Below are 24,795 nucleotides of genomic sequence, written 5' to 3'. Positions count from 1 at the left end.
GGCCGAGGCCGTCTGCAGGCCGAGGGACAGGAACGTCAGCAGCATGCCGTCGAGCCCGACCGAGGACTCCCGCTTCGTCCTCCCCCCGGCCGACATCGACGCGAACGACACGTCGTACTCGCGGATCGCGCCCGACGCTTGCTGCGGACTCAGCCGTACGTCGCGCAGCACCGGCCGGAGCCACACGAGGCGCTCGTCTGCGACGAGCAGGTGCCCGGACTGGAGAAGAGCGCCCCACTGGTGCCGGTCGCGGGTCCGGAGCATCTTCCGCAGCCCCTTCTGGATGCCCTCGCTCAGCGCCGGGGTGTCGTCCGCCCGCCGGGAGCCGCTCGCGACGTGGTGCGCCCAGAGCTGGACGTCGTCCTCCGGCCACGGGTCCACGCCGCGTACCGACACCTCGCCGAGCGCGTCGAAATCCAGATACCACGGAGGCCGCTGCTCGGCGCGCACCGGCTCCTTGCCCTTCGGCTCCTTCGGCTGCGGGGGTTCGAGGGCCGGTTCGGTGGACTGCTCGTTCGCCGGGCCGGCGACGGTCACCAGGTCGCCGCCCGCCTCATCCGTCCACCGCACGCTCTTCTTGTCCTTCGCCGCGGGAGCGCTCTCCGCCGGCGCCTCGCCGAGGACGATCCGCAGCCCCAGGCGACGGGCGACGGCGTTCAGCGCCGTGGCCAGCTTCGCCCGCATCTCCGGGGTCTTCGCCGACTCGAGCTCCATCGCCACCCGGAACCGCTGTACGCGATCGAGCCCCAGCGATTCGATGGAGAACTCGCCGCCCTGGAGGGTCGCCTGCGCCTCCTGCCCGCCCTTCAGCCGGATGCCCGCCCGCCGGAGGACGTCGACGGGCACCCGCGCGGCCTTGCCGACGCGCGGCGCGGAGCCCGGCAGGTCCTTTTCTTTCAGGCCGGCGAAGAACCGGTCGGCCGGTGTGGCGTCCTTCGGGAGGGAGGCGTCCTTCGGCAGGAGTGACGTGTTGTCGTCGAGGGCCCGCGCCAGCGCCCGGCCGAACGTCTCGCCCTCCGCCGGCCGGACCGCCAGCTCGGCGGTGCCGCCGCCGGAACCGGAAGAGGTCGCGGGGCGGGACGGCGGGGCGGGGGCGGCGGCGTGCATCGGCGCGTCATCGGGGTCGCCGACCACCCTCAGCGCCAGTGGGTTGCCGTCTCCTGTCGCCGACCTGCTCACGCCCGGCCCCACACCGCCGGTAACACGGGTCGCCAGGGTACGCGGCCCCCCGCGGCGATCATCGAACGAGACGGTCACGTCATCACCAGGCGTCTTTACGAAGACCTGCGTGATCTCGAACTGATCGACGGTGACATGCGGCAACGGGGTACCGGCCTGGCGCTCGTTCAGCTCATCGGCCAGCTCCTTGACGAACCAGGCCTCAGCCGCGTTGGCACGCGGCTTCCCGAGCTGCTTGCCGAAAAGACCGGTCTTGGCGTGACCGGTGATGATGACGCGAGGCGGGCTCAGTCGATGGGGAACATTCCACAGGCCCACTCTGGCCACCACTGCCGCCAGGTACTTGACGGCGAGCCCCGGGCCGCTGACCGGCTGGTCGGTCCCCTCGGCGAACCCGATGACCACGGGCAGGGCCTGATGACCGCGGAGCACGACGCCGGTGAGCGGGTTGACCTCGGCCGGGGGGTCCTCCGGTTCCAGTAGCTCCGCGCTGGCATCGTGGATGCTCTCGCCGGGCCTCTGGGAGAACATGCGCAGGTACCACTGGTGAACGCTCGGGATGACGGAGTCGACGCGTCCCATGCTGATCATGACGCGCTCGATGGCTTTGTCCAACGCCACCTCCGCTGCCCCGTGCTCGTCGGACCCTGGTGCCTTTACCCTCATCGCCTGCTCGGCCAGCTTTGCCTTGGTCAGTGCCACCGCCAGGCCGAGGTAGCCCCGCACCTCGGAAAGATGATCGTCAAGACCTGCGCCCTGCTGCCTGTCGACCTCCGCACGCAGCTTCTCCGTCATTTCCCGCAACTCGCTCAGCGAGTAGCTCCGCAGGTTCCTCTGGACGGCCTCTCGGCGGACGTACGTCCACAGTCCTCTACGTGCGTGGTTCTCCAAGGTGATCTGATGGGTGCCGTCCTCGCTGGCAAGCAGGACCGTCGCGAAGTGGAAGCCGAAGTAGTCGTACTCACGTACCGGTGCGTCCGGTTTGGCGAAGTTGTGTTCCAGGCTCGGCTGGCCCTCCGCACCCGGCGCGGCTATGGACTGGATGACATAGCCCTCACCCACGCCGGCCCACGCGTACTCGTTGACACCGATACGACGCGCGGCGTCCGACAGGGCATCGCGTCGCGGAGTGTTGGCCATGGTAAGGGCCAGCGCACTGCCGTACCCCTCACCGGGCAGCGGGCCGTCGATGCCACCGAGCGGTCGGTCATCCCTCCGCACCTGGGCCGCCGCCCACTCCGGAGTCACGTCCTCCGGCCGGATCTCCCCGTCGGCCACCTGCGCCAGGGCCTCGGCGAGATGATGGGTACCGGTGACCTCCGCACCGTCGGACGCGTTGACCGGCGCGGTGGTCACCGCACCGCCCTCCGGGTCGCGGAACACCATGTGCGACGTGCGATTACCGCCGGACACCAGGTCGGCGAAGTCCCGGCAGGCCTCCTCGGTGGACCGCCCTGAACGCGTCGGGAAAACCGGAGTGACGCTGAGCAGCCGACGGCTTCCCCCATCCTCGGTGGCAAGAATGATGGCCAGGTCCTCGTCGACCTCGAGCCGCACTCCACCGGCCACCCGCGCCAGTTCGGCCGACGAGCGCGCGATGGCCTCGGCCGTCGCGAATACCCACTGCCCTTGGGAGTCATTCTCAATGGCGAGGGAACGGTCTTCGGAAATTCGCAGTCTCGGCCGGTCGGAGGTGGACGCCTCCATGTAGTCCTGCGTCATCGTGACGAATTCCGGGGCGTCCGGCACCCCTTCCATCGCCCGTGGGGATCGCCAGTCAAGTCCCAGGTCACCGGGCCAGCGGAAGAGCATGCCGGTACCGCGCCTGTCGATGACGCCGTAATGATCCGTGGTCACTGGCCCGGGCCGCGATACCTCCCGCTGGTCATGGCCGGTTTCCGCGCCGCCCGGCGCGGCCACGTTCCATTCCTTGCCGATGCCGCGGCGAACATGGTCCAGCGTCACGTGCGATATACCCGTCATCCCGTCCGTGATCAGACCGACGTGCTCGCCGGTGTACCACGTGCGGTATCCCGTCGCACCGGCGACCTGTTCCGCCAAGGCCGATGTGACACCGTTCATCACCAGGACGATGTCGACCCGCTGGGGAAGCTCCGGGTCCCACGCGATGATCGAGGCGATCACTTCGAAGTTCGTCGCTCTGAAGCTCCCCCTCGGAGTGATCACATCGAACCAGTCGTGCCCGGTTCCGGTCGTGATCAAGTACGGATTCGACCACGGCGCCCGCCACGTGCTCAACCGGCCGTGGATGTCCGTCACGGCGTAGGAGGAGAGGAGAAGTGAGCCGTTCCCAGTACCCGCCCAGTCCCGCCCAACGGCTCGGCCCTCTTGATCCGTCAGCAGAGTCTCTGGGGCGAACGCGGTGTCATCCAGGTACTCATCCTCGAGGTCTTCCACACCCCGGACGGCCCGCCGGGACTCCCCGGAACGCGCCGGCGTCGCGAGCGATTCTCGTCGGCCTGTGAACGGGCCGATATGAGTCGGCACGTCATCGCGCCGGCCCACCACCTGCCGCAGTTCCGGCGGCACGCTCCCCTCCACGACCGCAGAGCCCGGCGCGGCGTCGTACAGCACGGCGGTGCTGTCGACGACGTCCTCGACGACGCGCAGATGGCGTTCCGGAATCGGCTGGGAGGGGTGGTACCGCGCGTCCGACATGAGGCCGTCCGTCCGGACGGCCGGGGACTTCGCCGACCGCCGGAACACCGACAGCTCCTCGAGGTATTCATCGGGCAGCCCGAGATAGTGCAGCACCTCGTGCAGCAGCCGGTGGATGGGGTCGCCCAGGCCCCATCGGCGGGCGCCGGGCCGCCCTTCCGGGCTCACGCCGGGCCAGAGGCCCACGGCCTCTCCGTGCTCGGACCAGACCACCAGCCGCAACGCCGCGTACAACTGCTGCTTCGACTTCGGGAGCTGGTAGTAGCGCTCGTTCAAGTAGACGTCGAGCTCGTGGTTGAGGCGCTCCGCGAGCCACTCCGCGTCAGCGGCGGTGACGCCGTCCATCGGCTTCACCGGGAGGACCACCGCATGGTTGCGGACCACCTGGCCGTTGGGCGCCTTGATCAGCTGAACGTTCTCACGGACGAGCACGGTCCGCCCGACTCGCGGATCGCCGTCCCGCGGCTGGGTGACCTTCAGGAAGTCCGGACCGGCGTCGAACGCGCGCTCGGTCGCCACCTTGCTCACCCGCGCACCGGCCCTGCCCGCTGCCCAGGTCGCGAACGGCGCGGGCTTGGCGACCTTCGTACCCGGTTCGGCGACTCCGCTCGTGGCCCCCTTCTTGGCCCAGGCGGGAGCCATCGAGGTGACGGGGAGATCGCCGCCGAACTCCGCCGCCCACGCGCCGATCGTCATCACGCGCAGCGCCCCGGCGGAAAGGGTCAGCACCTCCTGACGGCCATCGGCGTCGTACGTGTCGAGCGCGAGGCCGACATTACGAGCGTCGCCGATCGTCACCCAATGACCGGGGGGAACCGTCAGGTCCGGCCCCGGCGCGTGTTCGGTGACCGGACCCGAGCCGGCCAGGCGCATGGTCCGGTCGAGGAAGGCCCGGTCCGCATGCCCCAACGCGTCGGCCCGCTCCGTCCCCGCTGCCTTCGCCGCCTCGAAGGCGGTGAAGGCGGCGCCGGCAGCCGCGTCGTCGACTCGGACCAGCCAGTCCCGGTCCACCGCGCCGGCCCGGTAGGCGGCCATCAGGACCGCCTGCCAGGAGTTCATCGACCCCGTCTCCGCCGGCTCCAGGCCGGTGCCCCGGATCCAGCGCACGAAGTCGTTCGGTACGCCGGCCGAGTCCGTCTCCGCGAGGCGGAACCCGTCATCCGGGTCGAGTCGCGGGGCGCCCGCCGACGTGTAGGAGCCGATGGACTCCCGGCCCAGGCGGACCACCGAGCCGACCACCTCGCCGGCGGTACGGCCGTCCGCCCGCGCCTCGGCGCCCCGGTGTTCGAGGCTCTCGACGGCTCGGGTCGAAAGGTGGCGCAGGCGTTGGATGTGGTCGTCGCCGGCACCGTGCGCTTCGGCGAGCTCGATCATTCGTGTCACGAGACGCAATGGGGCCGGGACCTCGGTCCGGCTCTCGGATCGTGCCGGAACAGGGGGCGTGCTCGGCGCGCGCGCGACGCGTACGCCTGCGCCGATGGTCTGGTAGTGCGTACCGCCGTCGTAGTGGACATGGAGGGTGCCGCCCTCCGCGTCCGGATTCAGGTGCAGCACGACGACGCTGTCGTCGTCGCCCCTGACGGTGACGATGTCGACGTCGAGCGCGCGGGCGGCGGCCGGCGGCACGAAGTCGTAGAACACGACCTGCCACGACGACTCCGGCGTACGCGCGGCGTGCGCGGTCAGCGCACGGGTGCCGATCTCCCGGGCGACGGCCGGGGTCGGGGCGACCTCCAGCAGTTCCGTACCGCCGCTGCGCCGCAGGAGACGCTGCCAGACGGTGGTCGCCCGCGCCGCCTGCTCGCCGGTGCCGCCCAGCTGGTCGCGCAGCATTGTCAGCAGAGGTCCGCGGCGCTGGGCGCGCGCGGCCGCCGCGGCCACCCGCGCGTCGTCGGGCGACGGGGCGGGCACGTGACCGGGGAACAACTCCTTCATCACGGCGATCGGCAGGTCACGGATGGTCTCGGCGTCCTGTGGCGGCAGCGTCGAGGCGAGCTCGCGGCGGAACGCCCGCCACCGCTCGTTGTCCACCTGCCGTTCGACGTGGTGGTTCTGCTCGGGCGTCTGCGCCGGAGCGGCGTCCACGCCGAGGAGCTCCATGAGGTCCTCTTCGCCCATGTCCGCGGCGACGTTGTCTGCGAGCATGTCGACGGGGTCGTCCGCCAGCCGCGGGTTGTGCGCCAAGGCGTCGGGGCCCTGCTCGATGTACGCGGCGACCCGCTCGCTCAGCGTCCGGCGACCATCCCCGGACCCGGCGTGGTCCAGGCCCTGCAGCGCCGCGCCCTCACCGACGGCCGTGTAGAAGCACCGGCCGTCGCCGCGCACGGCGTGCACGGGATGGGCCACGCCGTCGATGGTCACCGTCGCGACGCGAGGACCCGGATCGACCGGCGCGCTCGTGGACTCGGTGTCCTCGGGACCCGTGGTGATCGGGTCGAAGCCGGACGACGGCTCCAAGGTCGAGGCCGGCCGGTCCGGCGCGTCGGTGAGCGTCGTGGGGCTCCACAGCGGCCAGCCGGCCGGCGGGGCGGGCCGCCGCTGCGGTTCCTCGGCTTCTGTGAACAGCTCGGAGGACCGCCCGATGTGCGAATCAGGGGAGGTACGGGCCAGCGCGTCGGTCAGTTCCTCGGCCGACAGCTCAAGGCCCTCGACCGGCTCGGGGAAGAACCTGCCGGCCACGTCTTCGTAGTGCTCGCGGAGCACCAAACGGAGCGACAGGACCACGGCGGGGTAGCGCTTCAGCGTGCCGTACCTCGGGCTGGGACCGCCCAGCTCCTCCTCCAGCAGGCGCATCACGGCCCACGCCGAGAGGCGGGCCGCGCGGGCATCCTGCAGCACCCGCACAGCGTGCCGCGCGTATCTGAGCTCGCCCATGTCCCGCGCCTGACCGACCAGTTCACCGGTCCAATGGAGGAGGTTCCAGTCCTCCACCATCAGCCGGTCCGGACGCGCCGTCGGAGGCTGGATGAGGTTCACGTCCGTGATGGCCGCAGCGGCCCGGCCGAGCGGAAGAGGTATTTCCTCTTCTTCCAACTTCCAGGTCGACGGGGCCTTGCCGTAGTCCGCCCACATCGCCGCGTGGACGTCGTCGAGCGGGCCGGTCAGGAAGAGGTTCCGGCCGTTCTCAGGATCGACTCCGATCCGGGTCAGCCACTCACCGGCCGTGAGCAGTCCGCTCCGCCGTTGCTCTCCTGCCTTGTGCAACGCCGTGTCGACGACCATCCACCCCGGCCGCCCCTGCGCATCGCGGGTCCACACCACCGAGCTGATGTGGTAGTCCCACCGCGCCATCGTCGGGATGAGCGAGCCCGGCACGTCGACGGAGGTCACGAACAGCCCCTCCGAGCCATCCGGCCTCAACTGAGTGGCCACGATCTTGCCGACCGGCGCACCCCATTGGAGGAGCTGCATCGCCGCCAGGTGTGCCCGCAGGAAGCAGCCGTCCCGCAGATAGTCGTTCGGCACGGGGACGGCGCCGAGCACATGGTGATGGAAGCGCAGCTCGACGAGCCGGTCGTACCAGCGCACGACCTGCTCGTAGGGAACCGGTTCCGGACGCGGACCGCTGAACAGATTCTCGGCGGCACCGGCCGGCCATATCTCGTTCCACCGATGTGAGGGGTCGCCACTGTACTGACGCCGCCACAGCTCGGCGAGCCGCACGCCGGCCGACGCCCCGTACAGGTACTTGTACGCGCTCATGACGGCGGTCACCTGGCGCAGATCCCCGCGCATCAGGCGCAACTGGGTGAAGGCCCCCTCGGCGTCTTCCTCCTCTATCAGCGTGTGCAGGTCGCGGGCGGACGCGAGGGCGCGCGGGAGCGAGGTCGGCGCCTCGCCAGGGCCGACCGCGATCGGGCCCGGCGGCGGGGCGCCGAGGCTGAACTCCTCCACGCGGCCGATGTACCGCAGGACGTCCTCGACCAGCTCCTCCGGCGCCCACCCGGCCGTGACGGCGCGATCCATGGCCTCCGCCAGGGTCGTTCCGCCGGTGTGCTCCTCGAACGCGGCCTCGAACGAGTCGGCGGTCCGCCCGTCCTCGAGCGAACGGCGCAGCCGGAGTTGCCCCAGGACCTCCATGGCGAGGTCCGGCCGCTCCCCGTCCAGCAGCTCGGCCAGGCGGCCGGCGAAGTACGCCTCGTCGGGCCCGGTCGAGAGCTTCGAACCGCCGTCCTGGTCGTCCACGGTCTCGACCACAGGCGGGGGTTCCGGGAGCGCCGGTGTCGCCTCTGTCGGCGGGGCCTCTTCCTTGACCTCCGCCGCCGGAGCCGCCTCCTTGGGCTCGGTCGCCGGGGGCTCCTCCCTGGGCTTCTTCGCCTCTTCGATCGCCCTGTCGGTTCGCGCGATGAGGTCCTTGCGGTCCGCGACCGCCTGTTCCAGCACGGACTGGGGGATGTTCAGGGAAAGGGCGCCTTCATCGGTGGCCGCGATGTCGATGAGGCCGCGGATCGTCGTCGTCCTCCCCCCGGGGAAGACGAGTTCGAGGGAGAAGTCGGCGAGGATCTTGTAGAAGGTGACCATCTGGCGGCGCCAGATGCGCGACTCGGTGGACATCAACGCCGACTCCGCGCTGGCATCCGACTTGCTGTAGCTCCCGCCCAGGTAGCCGAGCCCGTGCACCGGTACACCCGGCATCCCGCCGCTGCCCTTGACGAGGAAGCCGAGGGTCTTCTTGCCGGACTCGGCGGCCTCCTGGCCGATGGTCTGGGTTTCGTGGTCGTAGTTCTCGAACTCGCCACCGGTCGACGCGTAGATCCGCTTCGCGACAAGGCCGGTGAGGTTGACGTCCACTCCGCCAGGGAGCGAAACGGTCCTGCCGCCGGTCGTGACCGCACCGAAGCGCCCGGCCGAGTCGAGCCTGAAGAATTCCGATCCCAGCTTCTCGCGGGTGAGCGAGTTCTTGTCGGCGGCGGCGGAGATGTCCCTCCCGCCGGCGGCTTTGAACGCCTGGAAGAGCGCCTTCATCACCCGGAAGTCAAAGGGAATGATCTCATCCATCGCCGATGGCCTGGTGTTGAGCCGGATGTCGATGACTCCGGTCCGGGTGCCGTCGAGGGTGGTTCCCTCCTGCGGGAACAGATAGGAGATGTCCTCGACCAGTTGGCCTTCGGCCTTGGCGCGCCCGCGCGCGGAACTGAACGAGGCGGGTCTGCCGTTCTTGAGGAACATGAAGGTGAGCAACGTCGGCTGCTGGAACTCGGCGAGCTTCTTCGGCCGGGTTCCCTTCATCACGAGCATGTTCCCGGCCGTGCGCTCGACCGCGCCCTCGGCCGACTGCAGCGTTCCGGTGACCCGTACGGCGATCGGGGCGTCGTCCAGAGGCAGCGGGCTCACGCCGGTGAGCTGGTACTGCGAACTGGCCAGCTTCGCGTCTTTCCGCCCGTCGGTGAGGTTGGTCCGCTTGTAGGACTTGAGGCCGGCGCCCGAGAGGAGCTCTTCGAACTCCGCGGGCGCCAGCTCTTCGCCCTCGACGATGAGCTGGTACTCGTCGGCGCCGACGCCGAACGTACGGCTCCAGCCGCCGTCCCGCACCTCGACCATCCCCATGGGAAGGTCGGCCACGGCCGGCGCCACCTGGCTCGCGAGTTCCGGACCGCCCAGGTCGTGCGCCGCGTACGTGAGCTCGTCGCCCAGGCCCTTGAGCTGCCCGATCCGGTTCGGGTAACCGGCCTCGCCGATCATCCCTTCCTGGAAGGCGGGCGGAGGGCTGAGCCGTAGCTCGGGTTTCGGGTCCTTCGGGGCGAGCGCCGCGGCCTTGCCGGTCAGGTCGTCCCACTTGGTCGACCAGTCCGGGTCCGCGAAGATCTTGTCCGGCCACACCGTGATGATCGTTTCGGCGTCGTGCTTGACGACATTGCCGTCCGGCAGCAGGACCGAGTGGCGGACGGCGGTGCGGACCTGGGCCATCGCGGCGGTGTTGGTCAGCGTCCGGTAGTTCCCGTCGGTGCGGCCGTCGGAGTTCGCGGTGGCCGTTCCGCGGCCGGCGCTCTTCGTCGCGAGCGCGTTGCCCTCCGCCGTACTGGACAGGCCGGGGTGATGTCCTCCGCCGAGGGCGGCGCTCTGCTCCGCGCGTTCCTCGATCTCCTTCGTCCGTCCGATCTGTGCCTCGCGGTTGGCCTCGACGTAGGCCTTGGGAAGCTTCAGGATCTGGGGTCTGCCGATGGGTTCGGCCGACCACAGGAGTGTCCGGCCGCCGACGTTCACGCCGGTTCCGGCGCCGAGCATCCGGGTGACATCGCTGCGGAAACGCGTGTTGGTGATTCCCCTCCTGACGTCCGTCGCGTTGCCGCCGTGACCGGCGATCACCTTGTCCTGCAGCCCCTCCAGCCCGGTGGGAGCCGCGGACCCGGCGATCTCCAGCCCGTTGAGAGGCGAGTCGGCGGTGGTGTCGAGCGGCCGGTACGGCGTCGGCGTCTCGCCGTCGAGGAGGTTCTCGGCGTACCAGATGTGCACGCCGCCGGCCACGGCGCCCTTCTTCTGCTCGCCCAGCCACCAGTCGTACCGTGCCGGCCGGTCGAACAGGGCGCTGCCGCCCTCGCTGCGGATGTAACTCATCACCGACATCGACGTGACGTCGCTGATCTTCGTGACCGTCCGCTTGCTGCGGGTATGACTCGCGTCTCCCCCGGGGTCGGGCTTTCCATCCGACTCGTTGGGGTGGCCGGTGCCGATGAGCTCGAGCGGCGTGGTCTCCTTCTGGAACCCGCTCAGGCGAGCCACCGTGGTCGCGTACACGTCGATGTTCACATCGATCGGCATGTACGAGTCGGAGCCCTGGTGGGAGCCGGTGCCGAGGAACCTCATCCTGATCCGGATGGGCACGGTCTCGTCGTTCTCGCCTTCGAGCTCGACGATCGCTCCGGTGCCGGCCAGGTCGTCGACCTCGCGGGACAGCGTCTGGTCCGAGACCTGCTCGACCAGGGCCTTCCAGTTCCGGTGCAGCCGGTCGTCGGCGGTCAGCTCGTCACCGGTGCTGCTCAGCGTCTGCAGGTGCTGCCACGGCGTACGCCCCGACGGCCCGAGAGCGGCGCGCGGGAACAGCCCGGAGGACGCACCGACCCGGACGATGTCGTCGTACAGGTTCTCGATCCCGGTCAGCTTGTCGGGGGTGCCGTGGCCCAGCCCGTACTCGCCGCGCATCCACCAGGTGGTCCTGAGCGTCGGCGCGTCCTTCGGCGCCGGGGCGGTCTCTCCCTCGGGAAGCGGGGCCAGCTTGGTCCCCTTGACCTGAATGTCCCGGAGCCGGATCTGCACGCTGCCGGACACCGGGTCCAGCGCGAGGCTCGTCGCGGGCCCGGCGCCGTCCTCGCCGTAACTGACGAACAGGTGATAGTCGGAGAACAGCCGGTAGACCTGGGACAGGTCCTTGGCGCGGATCGCCCGCTGGATCGTCTGCTGGTGCGCGTTCGACCAGAAGCGCTCGCGATTCCAGATGAGGTTCACGCGGGAACGGCCCGCGAGGATGCCGGTGAAGAGCTTGAGCTTGCCGGTGGTGGTGAACTTGAACGTCCACTTCTTACTGCTGGTCGCCCCGCTCTTCACGTAGATCTGCTTGAGCCGGTCGAACTGCGTGTTCTTGCTCGCGGCCCCGACCATCTCGGCGGCGACGGCCTTCGCGACGAAGGCGATGTTGAGGTAGCGGTTCCCGTGCCGCAGCATGAGGCGCGGGAGCGACCGCCAATCCCCTGGGGTGTGGGCGGCGACTACCAGTGAGGCGAACGCGTCCTTGTTGATGTACTGGTCATGGATCTCCGGCTCCCAGAACAAGTACTCCTTGTCCCCCATGGCCGCCCGCACCGAGCCCAGCAGATTCCCGATGACCGCGGTGCCTTCGACCAGGTGATGCTTGTTCGCCAGGTCGAGCGCCTCGGCGTCGGCCCGGTCGAACTCGATCCGGTTCCTGCTCTTCGGGTCGCCCGCGAGGTGCTTCGGCGTGTACAGACGCAGGTCGATGATCTTCGGCTGGTCCCCGACCCGCCATTCGGTCTCGAACCAGCGCCCCGTACCGACCTCGCTGATCCGCGCCGACCAGGACGCGGGTACGACGAGCTCCTGGGAGTCGTCCCCGGGCTTCATGTAGTTGTAGGAGCCCTGGGAGATCCCGTAGTCGCCGCTCTTCTCCCGCCCATAGCCGACCGCGAACCCGGAGGTCGTCGAGAAGGAGGCGAACGAGTCGCCGACCGAGATCCCGCCGCGCCCCTCCGGCCCGGCGATCCACCCGGACTTCGCGGCCCGGGCATGGCCGATGTCGCGGGACATGTTCTCCCGCTTCTCCAGCTTGACCTTGACCGGAGCGCCCTCGTTGCGCGGTTCGGCGGTCGAGTGCGCCGCCGCCTCGATGAGGTACCACTTTCCATCGATCTCGGTCCGCAGCGGCACCCCGCCGTCCAGCACCGCGCCCTGGCCGGACCGCAGCGCCTTCTTCATGACCTCCTTGCCGATCGCCGCGCCTGGGAGCAGGTCGTTGATCCACTGGTGGAGGGCGTCGAAGTCCTCGGGCGGCATGTTCTTGAAGTAGGACAGGCCGGGGATCCGGTCGTTGAAGTCCCCCCGCCGGCCGGCCGGGTCGTGACGGTAGGAGCCCCCGGTACGCGGCGGGTTCCAGCGGGTCGCGAGGGTGGCCCGTCGCAGGTCGGCGCGCGCGGGCAGCGCCTCCGACGGCGGCGCCAGTGTCCTGAGCCGGGCCGCCAGCAGGCGCAGGTTCGGCAGCGTCGCGTCTCCACCGCCGAGCAGGTCACGCGTTATCGGGCGGTAGAGGCCGGTCAGGTCGAACGGCCGTACGTGACCGTCCGAGGGGTGATCGCGCTCCTGGACCTCCACGAGCCTGGCCACGTCCTGCGGCCGCAGGCCCGACTCCGGCCGGGTGAGCCGGACCCACAGGGCCGCGGTCCTGACGGCCCTCCCCTGGTCTCCGCCGGTGTGCCCGGCCATCCGCGTGACGATCCGCCGCCACGGGCCCACGACGTCGCGCATCGTCGCGGCGGCCTGCTCGACGGTCGACGCGCGCCCGGCGGCGGACGCGGCGTTGATCAGCGCCCCGAGCCGCTCCCGGCGTTCGGCGGCGCCCTCGACCACGCCCGGACCGGCCAGCGACTCCAGCATCGGCGCGAGATCATCGAGCTTTACCCGGCCCTCGACCTGCCGGTACTGGTCGCCGTACTCCCTCCGGAAGATCCGCAGCAGGTTGCCGATCCCCGAGGACCACGGACGGCTCCCGGACGCCACGACCTCCTCGACACCGTCGGGGAAGCGGCCGTGGACGTCGTACGCCAGGCCGGCGATCGTGAGCTTGTCGATGTCGCCGGGGACGCTCCCGTCGGTGGTGAGGCGTACCGCGCGGTTCCAGCCGTCCTCGATCAGGCGCTGCCGGACCTCCTCCAGGTCACGCTGCCGCGCCGCGCTCACCACGGTCGTGCCCGTGGCGAGGTCCACGTCCTGGATCTTGCGCAGTCTCGTCTCGACCGGCGGCGGCGTCACGAACCGCTTGAACACCTGCCACCGCGCACCGAGCCTGCGTCCGTAATGGGTGAACGCACCCGCACTGGTGTCCGTGGCGGCGGGCGCGGGAGCCGTTCCAGGGCCGTGGGCGTACCGGGCGCGCAGCTCCGACACGGTGCGCGGCGCCCCGGCGGTGTTCAGCTCCCGCCACGCGGTGGCGATACCGCGTACGGCGTCCGCGGTGACCGCGGCGTCGCCGGTCACGTCCTTGACGAACCGCTCCAGCAACGGGCGGCCGATCGGCCCCTCCAGCGCGGCCGCCCGTCCCGGGTCGAGGGCCCTGATCGCGTCGACGATCCGCCGGAACGGATCCGTGAGCTCGTCCGGGATCTGTGCCGCCACCGCGGGGAAGGCCCGGCGCAACCCCTCGGCCTCGACCTTGCGGTCACTGGGATGAGCGGTGCCCAGTTCCTGCCGGAGCGCCTCGAACGCCGCGACCCTGCGCATCGCGGCCGGCGTCACCTTGCCCTGCGCCGTCGCGGTCCCGGCCAGCCCGGCGAGCCTGCGGACGCTGTCCGCGGTCGCGGGGCGCCGGAGGACCTCCTGGCTCAACCGCTCGAAGTCACCGGCGCGCATCGGGTCACCGTGCGGACGCAGTCCCGGCTCGCTGTCGCGCAGTACCGCCGTCAGCGCCCCCAGCTCGGCGTGCGTGACCCCGCCGCCCAGCTCACGGTGCAGGGCGAAAACGTCGCGGGCCCGCCGGGTGCCGCCTGGTATCAGGGCCTTCCAGCCCACCGCGCCGAACCGCTTCCACCGGCCGGGCACCGGAACCGCGTCGATGGCGTGGGCGGCCTTGACCGCCGCGAGCGTCGGCGTCCCGGCCTCGCGCAGGAGCCGGATCAGCCTGCCGGCGGCGACCTTCACATCGGCCGGCCGGCCGGCGCCGAAGACCTCGCCCGCCACCCGCTCCACGTCGCCCACGCGAAGCGGAGGCAGCGGATCACCACCGGTCGGTACGCCGTCGCGCAGCAGCCGCCCGAGGAGGTCCAGGTCCGCCATGCGCCGCCGCCGGCCCGGAGCGAACCCGTCGTCCAGGAGGTGCTGCAACGCGACGGCATCCGGGGTGACCGTGTTCACCCGCAACCGCGTCGACGCCTTGAGGCTCAGGTCGAGCCGCCGGGCACCGATGTGGACCACGCGCGGCCGGGGAGCGGCGGCCGACGTGTGTCCGCCCGCCTCCTCAATGAGGTTGCGCGCCCACACGATCCGGTCGTGGTCGGCGGCCAGCATCGTCTCCAGGCCCGCGAGCGTTACCTCGCGGCCCTCGAGACGGTGCTGGCCGCGCAGGTCGCGCGCGGCCCGCGCCAGGGCACTGACGTGGTCTTCGGTGACGCTGGTGGCCCGCGGGTCGAGCAGATGCCGCACCATCGGCAGCAGATCGGCCCGCCCGACGGCCGGCAACCCGGCACCGGCGCGCGGCTCCCCCAGGATCACCTCGCCGTATACGTCACGGACGGTCGCCAGCACCGCGTCCAGGCCGTCGAACGCCGCCGCGAAGTCCTCCTCCGGCACGGAGGTCACTTCTTCGACGAACAGCCGCCGCATGCCCTCGTGATCGGCGGCCGCCTCGCGCTCGAACTCCTCGACGATCCGCCGCTCGTCCTCGCCGGCCGTCATGATCCAGTGCGCCCGCCGCAGCCCGGCGAGGGTCAGCCGTTCCTTGGGCCCGAGGTCGGCGCTGAGGGCGGCCGTCGCCAGGCTCCGGATGTTCGCCGCCCGGTCGTCGCCCGCGGCCGAGCCCAGGGCGGGCCTCAGCACGTCGAACGCGTCCAGGCCGAGCGGGCCGCGCCGAGACGCTCGGGTGTCGAGCGAATGCACCAGGTCGGCCAGCCAGTACAGGCCCTCCAGTTCGTTCGCGCGGCTCGGATCCACCCGGCCGTACACCTCGGCCTGCAGCGCGAGAAGCTCTGTGGCCCGCCCGTTGCCCAGCCGCGGCGCGAACCCCAGGACCAGCCGGGCCCTCGCCCGTTCCGCGACGCCGATCCCGTGCCGGCGGGCCAGCCGGTCGAACGCGGCACTGCGCGTCACCGACTCCACCGTCACCGGCCCGCTCCCGGCCGGCCGTACGACGGCCGACACCATCTCCGCTAGCCCGTCGCCGGAATCGGGGCCCAGCACGCGCCGTACGAACGCGTCCACGTTGCCCCGGGTCAGCGGCGCGGGAACGGCCTCGTCTCCGCGTGCCTCCCGGATCAGCTCCCCGAGCACGTGCAGGTCACGCAGCCGCCCGCCCTCAGTGACGTCGACCCGGCCGTCCACCAGATGCTGGAGGGTGACCGCGTCGGCGACGACGTCCGCCGCCAGGGCCGGCGCCCGCCCCGCCGGATCCTGCTTGACGAGCCTCCCCGCCACCCAGGTGTGCGCCCGCCAGAGCTCCGCGTCGGCCTCCTCCGTAGTGAGGATCCGGCTCCCGCCCACCAGCCGCCGCGCGAACGCCAGCCGGCTGCGCCCCGCCCAGTCATGCTCGCCGGCGCCGAGCCGCACCGAATGCAGCTCCAGCGCGGCGACCGTCAGCCGGTGTCCGCTCCGCTCGATCGCCTCCGCCGCGTTCACCAGGTCCATCACCTGGTGGGCGGTCACCGCATCGGCCGCCGGGTCGAGCGTCGCCCGCACCAACGGCAGCAGATCATCCAGCGTGACCGGCCCGTCCAACCGCTCGGCGGCGATCGGCCACGCATCACGAAACAGCCCGACCAGGCCGGGGAGATGGCGCCTCAGGGCATCGGGAATGACGCCGAGGCGGCTCCCCAGTTCCTCGACGAGCCCCTCGGCCCCCCACTGCCGGAACAGGTCGCCGGCGCCGATCTCGCCCCGCCCGCCGGCCATCGTCCGCCCGGCCAGGGCCACCAGATCCCGAACCGTCCAATCGTGATCCGCACCGAACAGGCCGGCCAGCAACGGCTCCAGGTCCGCCTCATGCTCGACGTTCGTCAGGAGGAACTCATCCCGCGCGATCTCGAGGATCCGCGCCAGCGGACGGTCGGCATCGGCACCCGGAGTCTCGGTATCACGATGGTCTGCCTCGTTCGGCCCGGCGAGGAAAGGATGCTCGGCCGTCGCGCCGGATCCCGCGCCGTCCAGGCCCCAGCTCGCTTCGGTGAGGTCGATCTGTGCGATCACCTCGCCCGCGGCGCGCATCCCGTTCACTCGTTGCCATGGGGCCAGCGCCGCGTACCGCTCAGGCAGTCGCGCTCGCAGCGTCGCGGCCCGATCCCCGTCGTCCGGCACACCGGCGTCCCGCAGCACCCGGCGCGCGCCGCTCCACAGGTCGTCCAGCTCACTCCGGTTCAACACCGCCGCCGACGTATCCGCGTCGGAGAGGTCCCCGTCCCTCCCGGTCCGCCGTGGCTCATTGGCCAGGGCGGGCAGGATCCGCAGGTCATCGCGGTCCTGTGCGGCCACGGTGCCTGTGTCGGCGCTGATTTGGGCACGCCTGCCGGCCGGTTCCGGATCGGCGGTCTCGGCGAGTACGCCGCCTTCACCGTCGGCCCACCGGACCCGCTTCGCCCGCGCGGGCGGCTCCGTCTCCGCAGGCGGCTCCAGCCCCGCAGACTCCGTCTCCGCGGGCTCCGTCAGGGGCGGCGCTTCGGCGGTGCTCGTGACGGGGTACCGGCTGATCGAGCCGTCGTCCTCGTGGATGAGCAGCTCGACCGGAACGCCGGTCTGGGTGGTCAGCCGCCGCGCCGCGGTGGTAGCCGACGTCAGGTGCTCGGCCTTGGTCCAGAGCCGCAGCGTCCGGTCGCGTAGCGCGCTCGCCCCGCCGGCCTGCTGGAGAATGTGCGCGGTGGCCTCGGGCGGGAGGGTGCCTTCCTGCGCCCACTCGGCGGGAAGCCGGTCCTCGCCCAGGGGAGGCGGCTCGATGTCCAGGGCCCCGTCGTCGATCAGTCGCCATACCTCGGTGGCCGGGAGCATGCCGAAGAAGCCGTCCTGGACGGGGACGACGACGTGGTGACCGTGCGGGCCCGTGATGTGGTACTCGGCCTCGAAGAGGTAGTAGTCGAAGTCGCCGTCGTATTGCCGGTTGGACTCGACGTAGTCGCCGGTGGAGTTCTTCTGGACACGAACGGTCTCGCGGCCCCGGTCGCGCGACACCCCGGGGTCGCTCAAGGGCTGTTCCGCGCCTTTCTGCACCGGCTCGCCGACCTTGTGGCCGAGGTCGAACTCGAGACTGCGGGTCCAGCCGCCGCTCACCTCGGTCTCGCGTTCCGGCTCTTCGGCCTCCTCGGGGAAGTTGAGCGCGGTGTACTCGCCGCGGTGCACCCAGCGTCCCCGGGTGGGCACCAGCTGAACGGTCAGCTGTTCGCCGTTCAGCAGTGGCAGGTGGTAGGCGGCGTGCAGGAGCAGGTCGATGTTGGCCTTGAGGTTCTCCTCGGACAGGTCGAGGGCCACGGTGAGGCCGTCCTGCCGGGTCGGCGCGAAGTCATCGACGATCGGCGGGATGCCCTTGGCCACCGTCTCGTGGTCGATCCGGCGCCAGGGGATCGCGGCGGCCGGAGCCCACTGCGGTAGCTGGTCGGCTCTGGGCATCGACAGCGCCTGTACGTGCTTGGCGAGCGCTTCGGCCAGCGCGGAGACGGGCTGGGGCGGTGTGCGCGTGATGGCCGCTCGTACCGGCCCGGCCGGAGCACTCGCAACGGCCGATGGGGCGGTGGTGGTCAGATGAGTGGGCACGAGGACCGCCGCCCGGGCGGGGATCCGCGTTGTCGCGGCCGATGGTCGGGTCGGCGGGAACAGGCGCTGCCACAGGTGCCGGCTTTCCCCGCGGGTGAAGACCTCCACGAGGTTCGGTGCGAGCCCGATGAGCTGCCCGGCCCGGCGGAAGAGCTCGTTCGAGGAGTAGTGGTGGTAGACCTCCACGCGGAAGGTGCCCTTGTGAGTGAACTCCTGCGAGGTGTTCTTGGCGGTGGCACGGCGGATATCGCGTGCGACCTTGTTCGCGCCGATCGTTGTCTTGTGGCCGTGCTTGTACGCAATGCTCCCGCCACCGGCCGGCCGGAAGCCCTTGGGGGCGGTGGCCCACCGCCCGTGGGAGAAAACGCTCCCCTGGTAGGCGCGGCCGCGGCTGCGGCCCTTGCCCTTCTGTACGAAGCCCTGCCCACCCGTGGTCACCCTGACGTCGGGCCGGGGCCTCTCGTAGCCGAGTGTCTGCTCCTCGAATGTCACCCGGATGCCGGTGTGCAGCGTGCCTTCCAGCTGCGCGGGGATCTTGAGGTACTCCCAGAGGCTGCGTTCCCGCCAGAACTGCGCCGGGCTCTTGAAGATCTGGTGGATCGCGGCCCTGCGCGCGGTGAGGAACTGGGCGCGAATGGCGTCCTCGGAGTAGACCGCCTCCACCGCGCGCAGCATCTCCGGCTCCAGGCCGCCGCCGAGGAGGTCCTCGATGACGTCGACGAGGTCTTCGGCGTTGACCTTCTCCACATACGCGGCCGCGAGGGCGAGGTCCGGGTGAACATGCCGGCGCTCGTCCTGCTTGACCGGGACATCGTCACGGACGGAAAGGCCATGGTCGACCGCGCGCACAGAGGGGACGAGGAACTCGAACCCTCCGGAGATCTTCACGTGCCGGATGGAGCGGTAGGAGACCCGTGGGTGAGAGCCCCAGTGCGCGGCCCGGCGCCAGCCCTTACGGCGTCCTTCGCGCCAGCGGTGGTACTCCAGCGTGTACACCGGCTCGGCGCGGAACTGCTCGCTGTGCCCTGAATACGTGCCCAGGTTCAGATCCAGGGCACCGCCTTGATCGCTCTGGTGCGTGCCCCGGGACATCTCGCCGCTGCCGCTGACGCCGGCCGATAGCTGGTTGCTCGTCTTCTGGCTGGTCGTCCGGTCGCCTTCCGCGTGTTCCTCCTTGGGAATCCCCAGGCGGAAGACCCCACCGGGCCCGGCGCCGGCCTCGAAAGAGTTCTCTGTGCTGTACTCCTCGGCGACCCGCGGGTCCGTCTCGGTGTACTGCTCCAGGGTGGCGCCGTCGACGGTCTGCTCGTAGCGGACATTGAAGGTACGGATCCGGATCCGCAGTTCCTGCTTCCAGCCGTCCTTGGTCGGTGGCAGCGGAATCGCCAGGCCGCGCTTACTCAGCTGGGCCCGGGTTTTGGCCTCCAGGAACGTCTGCGTGCCGGTGCGCAGGATCCGCTGCGCCACGCCGTACCGGCTGCCGGACGGCACGATCTTGGCGAGCACCTGCTGGAAGGGATCGGCCTTCGTCCCGACCCAGGACGTCTTGTTGTGCCCTGCCACCATCTGCGCCAGGTTCGTCGCTATCTCATCGAGGCCGGACAGACTGACCGAGATACCGGACAGGCCCTGCTTGTTCAGATCGAACTCGGTGCCCATCTGCCCGTCGGGCCGACCGGCCAGCCGCTTGAGGCCGTCATCGTCCAGCCGGCCTCTCGCCACGGTGGCCTCGCCGAAGGCGAGAATCTCGTCGGCGGGAACCGGCTTGTCCGGCAAATACTTGTCGGGGACGATCACCACCGTCCGGTACTCGTCGCCGGCGTAGTGGCGGGTCTGGTTCGCGACGACGCCTTCGGACGGCCGGCGGGTGGTGACGGCCGACGCGTACGCGGCGTCGTACTCGAAACAGGTGACGGGGCCGGAGACCTTGTCGCGGCGGTACTCCTTGACGCCAGTGCTGTCGACGATCTTGTGCGCCCAGCCGCGCTTGGCGAAGAAGCTGAGAACGTCCAGGTCGACACTGAACAGCTTCCAAAGCTTGAGCCGGAACCGGATGTTGAAGCCGCCGCCGACGGACAGCCCTTTCTCCTCCGCGACATCCAGCGACGCGACGCCCTTGCGCTGGGAGTCCACGGTGACATCGCTGTCGGCCACCGGTTCCCCGCGCAGGGCACGCAACTCCCCGTCCAGCATGACGGTGAAGATGTAGCCGCCGGCCTGCACCTCGTGGCTCACACCGACATCGATCAGACCCGAGTACGCGCCGCCCCGCAGACCCGGAACGGCGAACTTCATGGCCAGCGTGCGAGCCACGTGCTGGCGTTCGTCCGCCGAGAGCCTGACCTGGTGCATCTGGTGCTCCAGGGCCTTCATCGTCTCCCGGTACACCTTCTCCAGGCCGGGCGTCTCCCGCACGACGCCCCTGCCCAGTCCCTTCCGGGCGGCCAGCGCGAGCGGCTCGCGAGGGTGGACCACGTGATGCCAGGTCCGCAGACCCGCGCGAACCCTGCCCCACTCATCGACGACGAACCGCTTCTCCGGCCACAACGGCTCCCGGGCACCGCCTTCTCCCTCTCCAAGGCGGCTGCCATCAGCGGCTATCACCGGGATCCGCGTCGCCATCATCATCCGCACGGCCCGGATCACCGGATCCTTCGCGCTGGATTCGGCGGATTTCTCCAGTCGCCGCCCCAACGCCTCGGTGACCTGGACCTGCGGTATCCCACCGTCCTTCAAGAAGCGGGCGATGGACCCCATGCCGGCCGTACGCAGCGGCTGTTCCAGGGGTTCGTGCCAGGATCGGGTCTGCACCACCGCGAGCGGCGACGTCGCCGCGGGGTTGGGCACCCATCCCCGCGGCTCCCGTTCACCGCCCGGCTGCTCGTGCATGAAGAGAGCACCGGTGATCCGGGCCTGGTCGTCCAGCACGTACCGCCACGGCGCCGTGGCCGCCCCCTCGACGCGCGAAACAAGAGTCGACCGGTCGGCGTCCATCAGCACCGAGGTGACGTTGTCGTGCTCGAACAGGCCCCGCCACGCCTCCGACGTCAGCTCGGGTACCAGGGTGTCGTGCAGCTCACCGGGTATCGCGATCTCGACAGGCCGCTGGTCGGCCAGCCGGCGCAGGTCCTCGACGGTCCGTACACCGTGCTCGCCGAACGGCTCGGGCGGGGCCGTGCTGCCGGCGAACCTGGACATCAGCCGCGATATGAACCCGGTCCGGGGCCCGGCCGGCAGCTCCGGCGCCACCGCCGACCGTACGGCGGGCGCCTCGAACTCCTCGGCCGTCACCAGCCCGGAGCCGGTGAGTCGTCCGCCGAGAGCCCGGCGCTCGAACTCCTTGGCGTGCCCGCGGCCCATGCCCAACTCGCCCACCACCGGCACGGTGAAGGTGGCGTCACCCATGTTGGACTTGATGGTGACCGTGAACCGGTACTCGGTCCGGTAACGGACCAGGTGGACCTTCCGCATGATCGCGACCTTGGCCTGGCCCTCGGTGCTGACGGTGTACCCGTGGCCACGAGAGGACCCCACCTTCGGCACGTCGACGGTCGGGGTGGTCAGGTGCTCGCCGAGCTCGACTCCCAGCGCGACCCCCGGGGTGACGCTCGCGCCGCTGTCGTGTGTCTCGCCATCCCGGATGACCGCCGTGTCCGCGATGTCGTTACGGAGCAACACCGGCTCATCGGTGGTCGTGACATAACGCACCGTCTGCGGCTGCCCGCTGATCTCCAGATGCCCCTGGAACTCCGAAAGGCGGGGCACCCTCTTGGCGAGTTCGCCCGTCACCTTCCCGGCGAAGTCGCTCGCGGCCTTCCCGGCGAGTTCGTCCGTCACCTTCTTACCGAAGACCCACTGCACCTTCTTGGTGAGGACCCCCGACACCCAGCTGTCGGTCAGCCACCACTGACTGCGGCCCTTGATCATGTTCTCGTCGAAGTACTCTTCGGCCGCGTCCTGGACGATCACGTCGGCGTCCTCGGCCGAAAGGCCGAACTCGTTCTCCAGGGTCGTGGTCAGCCCGGTCAGCAGTTCCTCGGGCAGCGCCGCGTTGACCGCGTAGTCCAGCCCGTGCAGGACCTCCGGATCCGCCACTCGCACGACGGGATGCCCGCCATCTTCGACGGCCTCCGTCATGGCCGACGCCTCCGCCGCCGAGGAGTACACCTTCGGGTAGGCCAGCCGTGCCGTACCGGGCAGTGCCACACTCGGCCGGAACTCGCGGTTCACGGTGGCCCGGATCCGGATCCGGGCCGAGTAGATGTGCACGGCATTGGCGATGACCCGGTTCCCGGACTGCACTTCCAAGGCGATGCTGTTCCCGGCGGAGTACCCGCGCTCCATCGTGATCTTCCCCGTCGGCCCCGCGTGCGACAATGCGGCCTGCGTGCCGCCCTGCACCGCCAGGAAGAAGATCGGCTCGATGCTGCCGTTCCTAGCGGACCGCACATGACGCGAGGTGCCCTCAGAGGACGACGTGTCGACGTACCTGCTGAAGTACTCCTGGTGGCCCGGGTCGACGGCCACGTCGGCCGGCGGCTCATAGGCCAGTTCCTTGGCGAAGAACGTGAGCTTGACCCGTACGCCCTTGACGACGATTAGCTTGCCGTGGCGAAGCAGCTTCTCCCAGGTCTTGGGATCGCTGTCGGCCAGCAGCGCGAGGATCTCCTTGCGCACCGAGGCGGCGACCGGCGAGTCCAGCCCGGCGGTCACCGCGCCGATCCACTCGTCGACCGCCCCGGCGGCCTTACCCCCTGGCACCGACCTGGCGACCACGTCCGTCATCGATGACACGTGCCCGTCACCGAGCCCGCCGTGCGCCGCGTACCAGGGCGGCACCGGCACGGGATCGCGGGTCACGGACTCCAGCGCCGCCACCGTCAGCGGATGCCCGCCCCGCTCGACCGCCTCCGCCGCGCCCATCAGATCCATCACCTGGTCGGCGGTCACCGCATCGGCCGCCGGGTCGAGCGTCGCCCGCACCAACGGCAGCAGGTCGTTCAGCGTGACGGGCCCGTCCAGCCGCTCGGCGGCGGTCGGCCACTCCTCACGGAACAACGCGACCAGGCCGGGAAGCTGACGCCGCAGAGCATCGGGAATGACGCCGAGACGATCCCCCAGCTCCTCGACGAACCCCTCCGCCTCCCACTGCCGGAACAGATCGCCGACGCCGATCTCGTCCCGCCCGCCGGCCATCGTCCGTCCGGCCAGGGCCACCAGATCCTCGACGGTCCAGTCGTGATCCGCACCGAACAGGCCGGCCAGCAACGGCTCCAGATCCGCCTCGTCCTCGACGTTCGTCAGGAGGAACTCATCCCGCGCGATCTCGAGGATCCGCGCCAGCGGACGGTCGACATCGGCACCCGGAGCCTCGGTTTCGTACGCGAGTGCGTCCTCACCGGACGCCCCACCGCGCACACGCGGCACCTGGATACCGAGAATGCGCAGCCTGGCCGGCCCATTGGCCTCCCACACCGCCCGCCGCTGCTCCTGCGTCAGCCCCCGGTACGCCTCCACCACCGTCGCCGCGTCGACCCGCCCGCCCGCCGGCAGCGCCCGGTTCACCCGACCGACCAGCTCACCGACATCGTTCCGCTCCAGCCCCACCTCCTCCAGGATCGCCGCGTCATCCAGATCGCCACCCGACCCGTACCGCGGCGCACTCGAATCCGCGCCCGGCGTGATCAGGTCTTCGTCGTCTCGCGCCGTACCGAAGGCGACCTGTATTCCCAGGCGCCGGGCGGCGGCGTTCAGCACCGTGGCCAGTTCCGCCTGCGTCTCCGGGGTCTTCGCCGACTCGAGCTCCGTCGCCAGCCGGAACCGCTGTACGCGGCTGAGCTCCAGCGACTCGATGGCGATCCCGCCCTGAAGCGTCGCCTGCGTCTCCTGACCGCGCTCCAGCCGGATGCCCGCCCGCTTGAGGACGTCGAGGGACACCTGCGCGTCCTCCGCGGACTCCGGCAGGTCCTCCTCCGTCAGGCCCTCGAAGAACCGGTCGAGCGGAGTGGCGCCCTTCGCCTCGGAGCCCTCCCGCTCCGGCAGGAGCGACGCGTTGTCGTCGAGGGCCCGCGCCAGCGCCCGGCCGAACGTCTCACCCTCCGCCGGCCGGACCGGCAGCTCGACGATCGCGGGGCGGGGCGCCTCGGTCTCTACGTCCGGCGGCGCGAGAGCGTCCGCATGCACCGGCACATCGTCCGGGTCGTCGAGCACCCGACGTATTTCCGGGGCGCCCTGGGGTTGTCCGTGCAGCAGGACGGCGGCGATCTGGTGGAGGGAGTAGCCGCCGTTGAAAATCCTGTGGAGCTCGTCGCTGAGCACGGGGCGGAAGCCGTTCTGCAGGAGCAGATGCGGCAACAGCACATAGACGTCGAGCCGGAGGTTTCCGTCCACGTAGGGGTGGAGGACATGCAGGGTACGAATCGCCCGGCCGATCGCGATCAGCCGATCGAGGTCCGTGGTCGCCACGGACACATCGGCGCGGAGGTTCTCGAAGACCTCATCGACCAGGGCCGGTGTTTCGGCGGCGTCATAAAGCGTGTACACGTACGCGTTGCCGGAAACGTGGCCCTGATAGACGGTCAGCGGAGCGGGCTCGTCGGCGTCGATCGCCGTACGGGCCTGATCGTAGGAGGACATGAGCGGCCGGCCGCCGATGACCTCGTCGAACATGTCCGGTGCGGGCCGGACGGCTCTCAGGGGGAAGCGCCCCATACTGGTGCCGACGCCGTTACGCGCGAAGTCCCCCGTGAGGCCGCCCGTGACCAGGTC

At 70.6% G+C, this 24,795-nt stretch carries 1 protein-coding gene (cut by both window edges); it reads right to left on the bottom strand.

The whole window is internal to a protein-glutamine glutaminase family protein gene (locus AB0I04_RS35225; RefSeq protein ID WP_360894575.1) on the bottom strand: the coding sequence, 48,495 nt in all, runs 4,455 nt past the left edge and 19,245 nt past the right edge, and what appears here is coding positions 19,246–44,040, spanning codon 6,416 (complete) through codon 14,680 (complete); reading right to left, the first codon wholly in view occupies positions 24,793–24,795. Both codon boundaries (start and stop) fall beyond the window edges.

The sequence above is a fragment of the Actinoallomurus sp. NPDC050550 genome (assembly GCF_040655075.1).
Lineage (GTDB): Bacteria > Actinomycetota > Actinomycetes > Streptosporangiales > Streptosporangiaceae > Actinoallomurus.
This window is presented reverse-complemented; position numbering and strand designations above follow the sequence as displayed.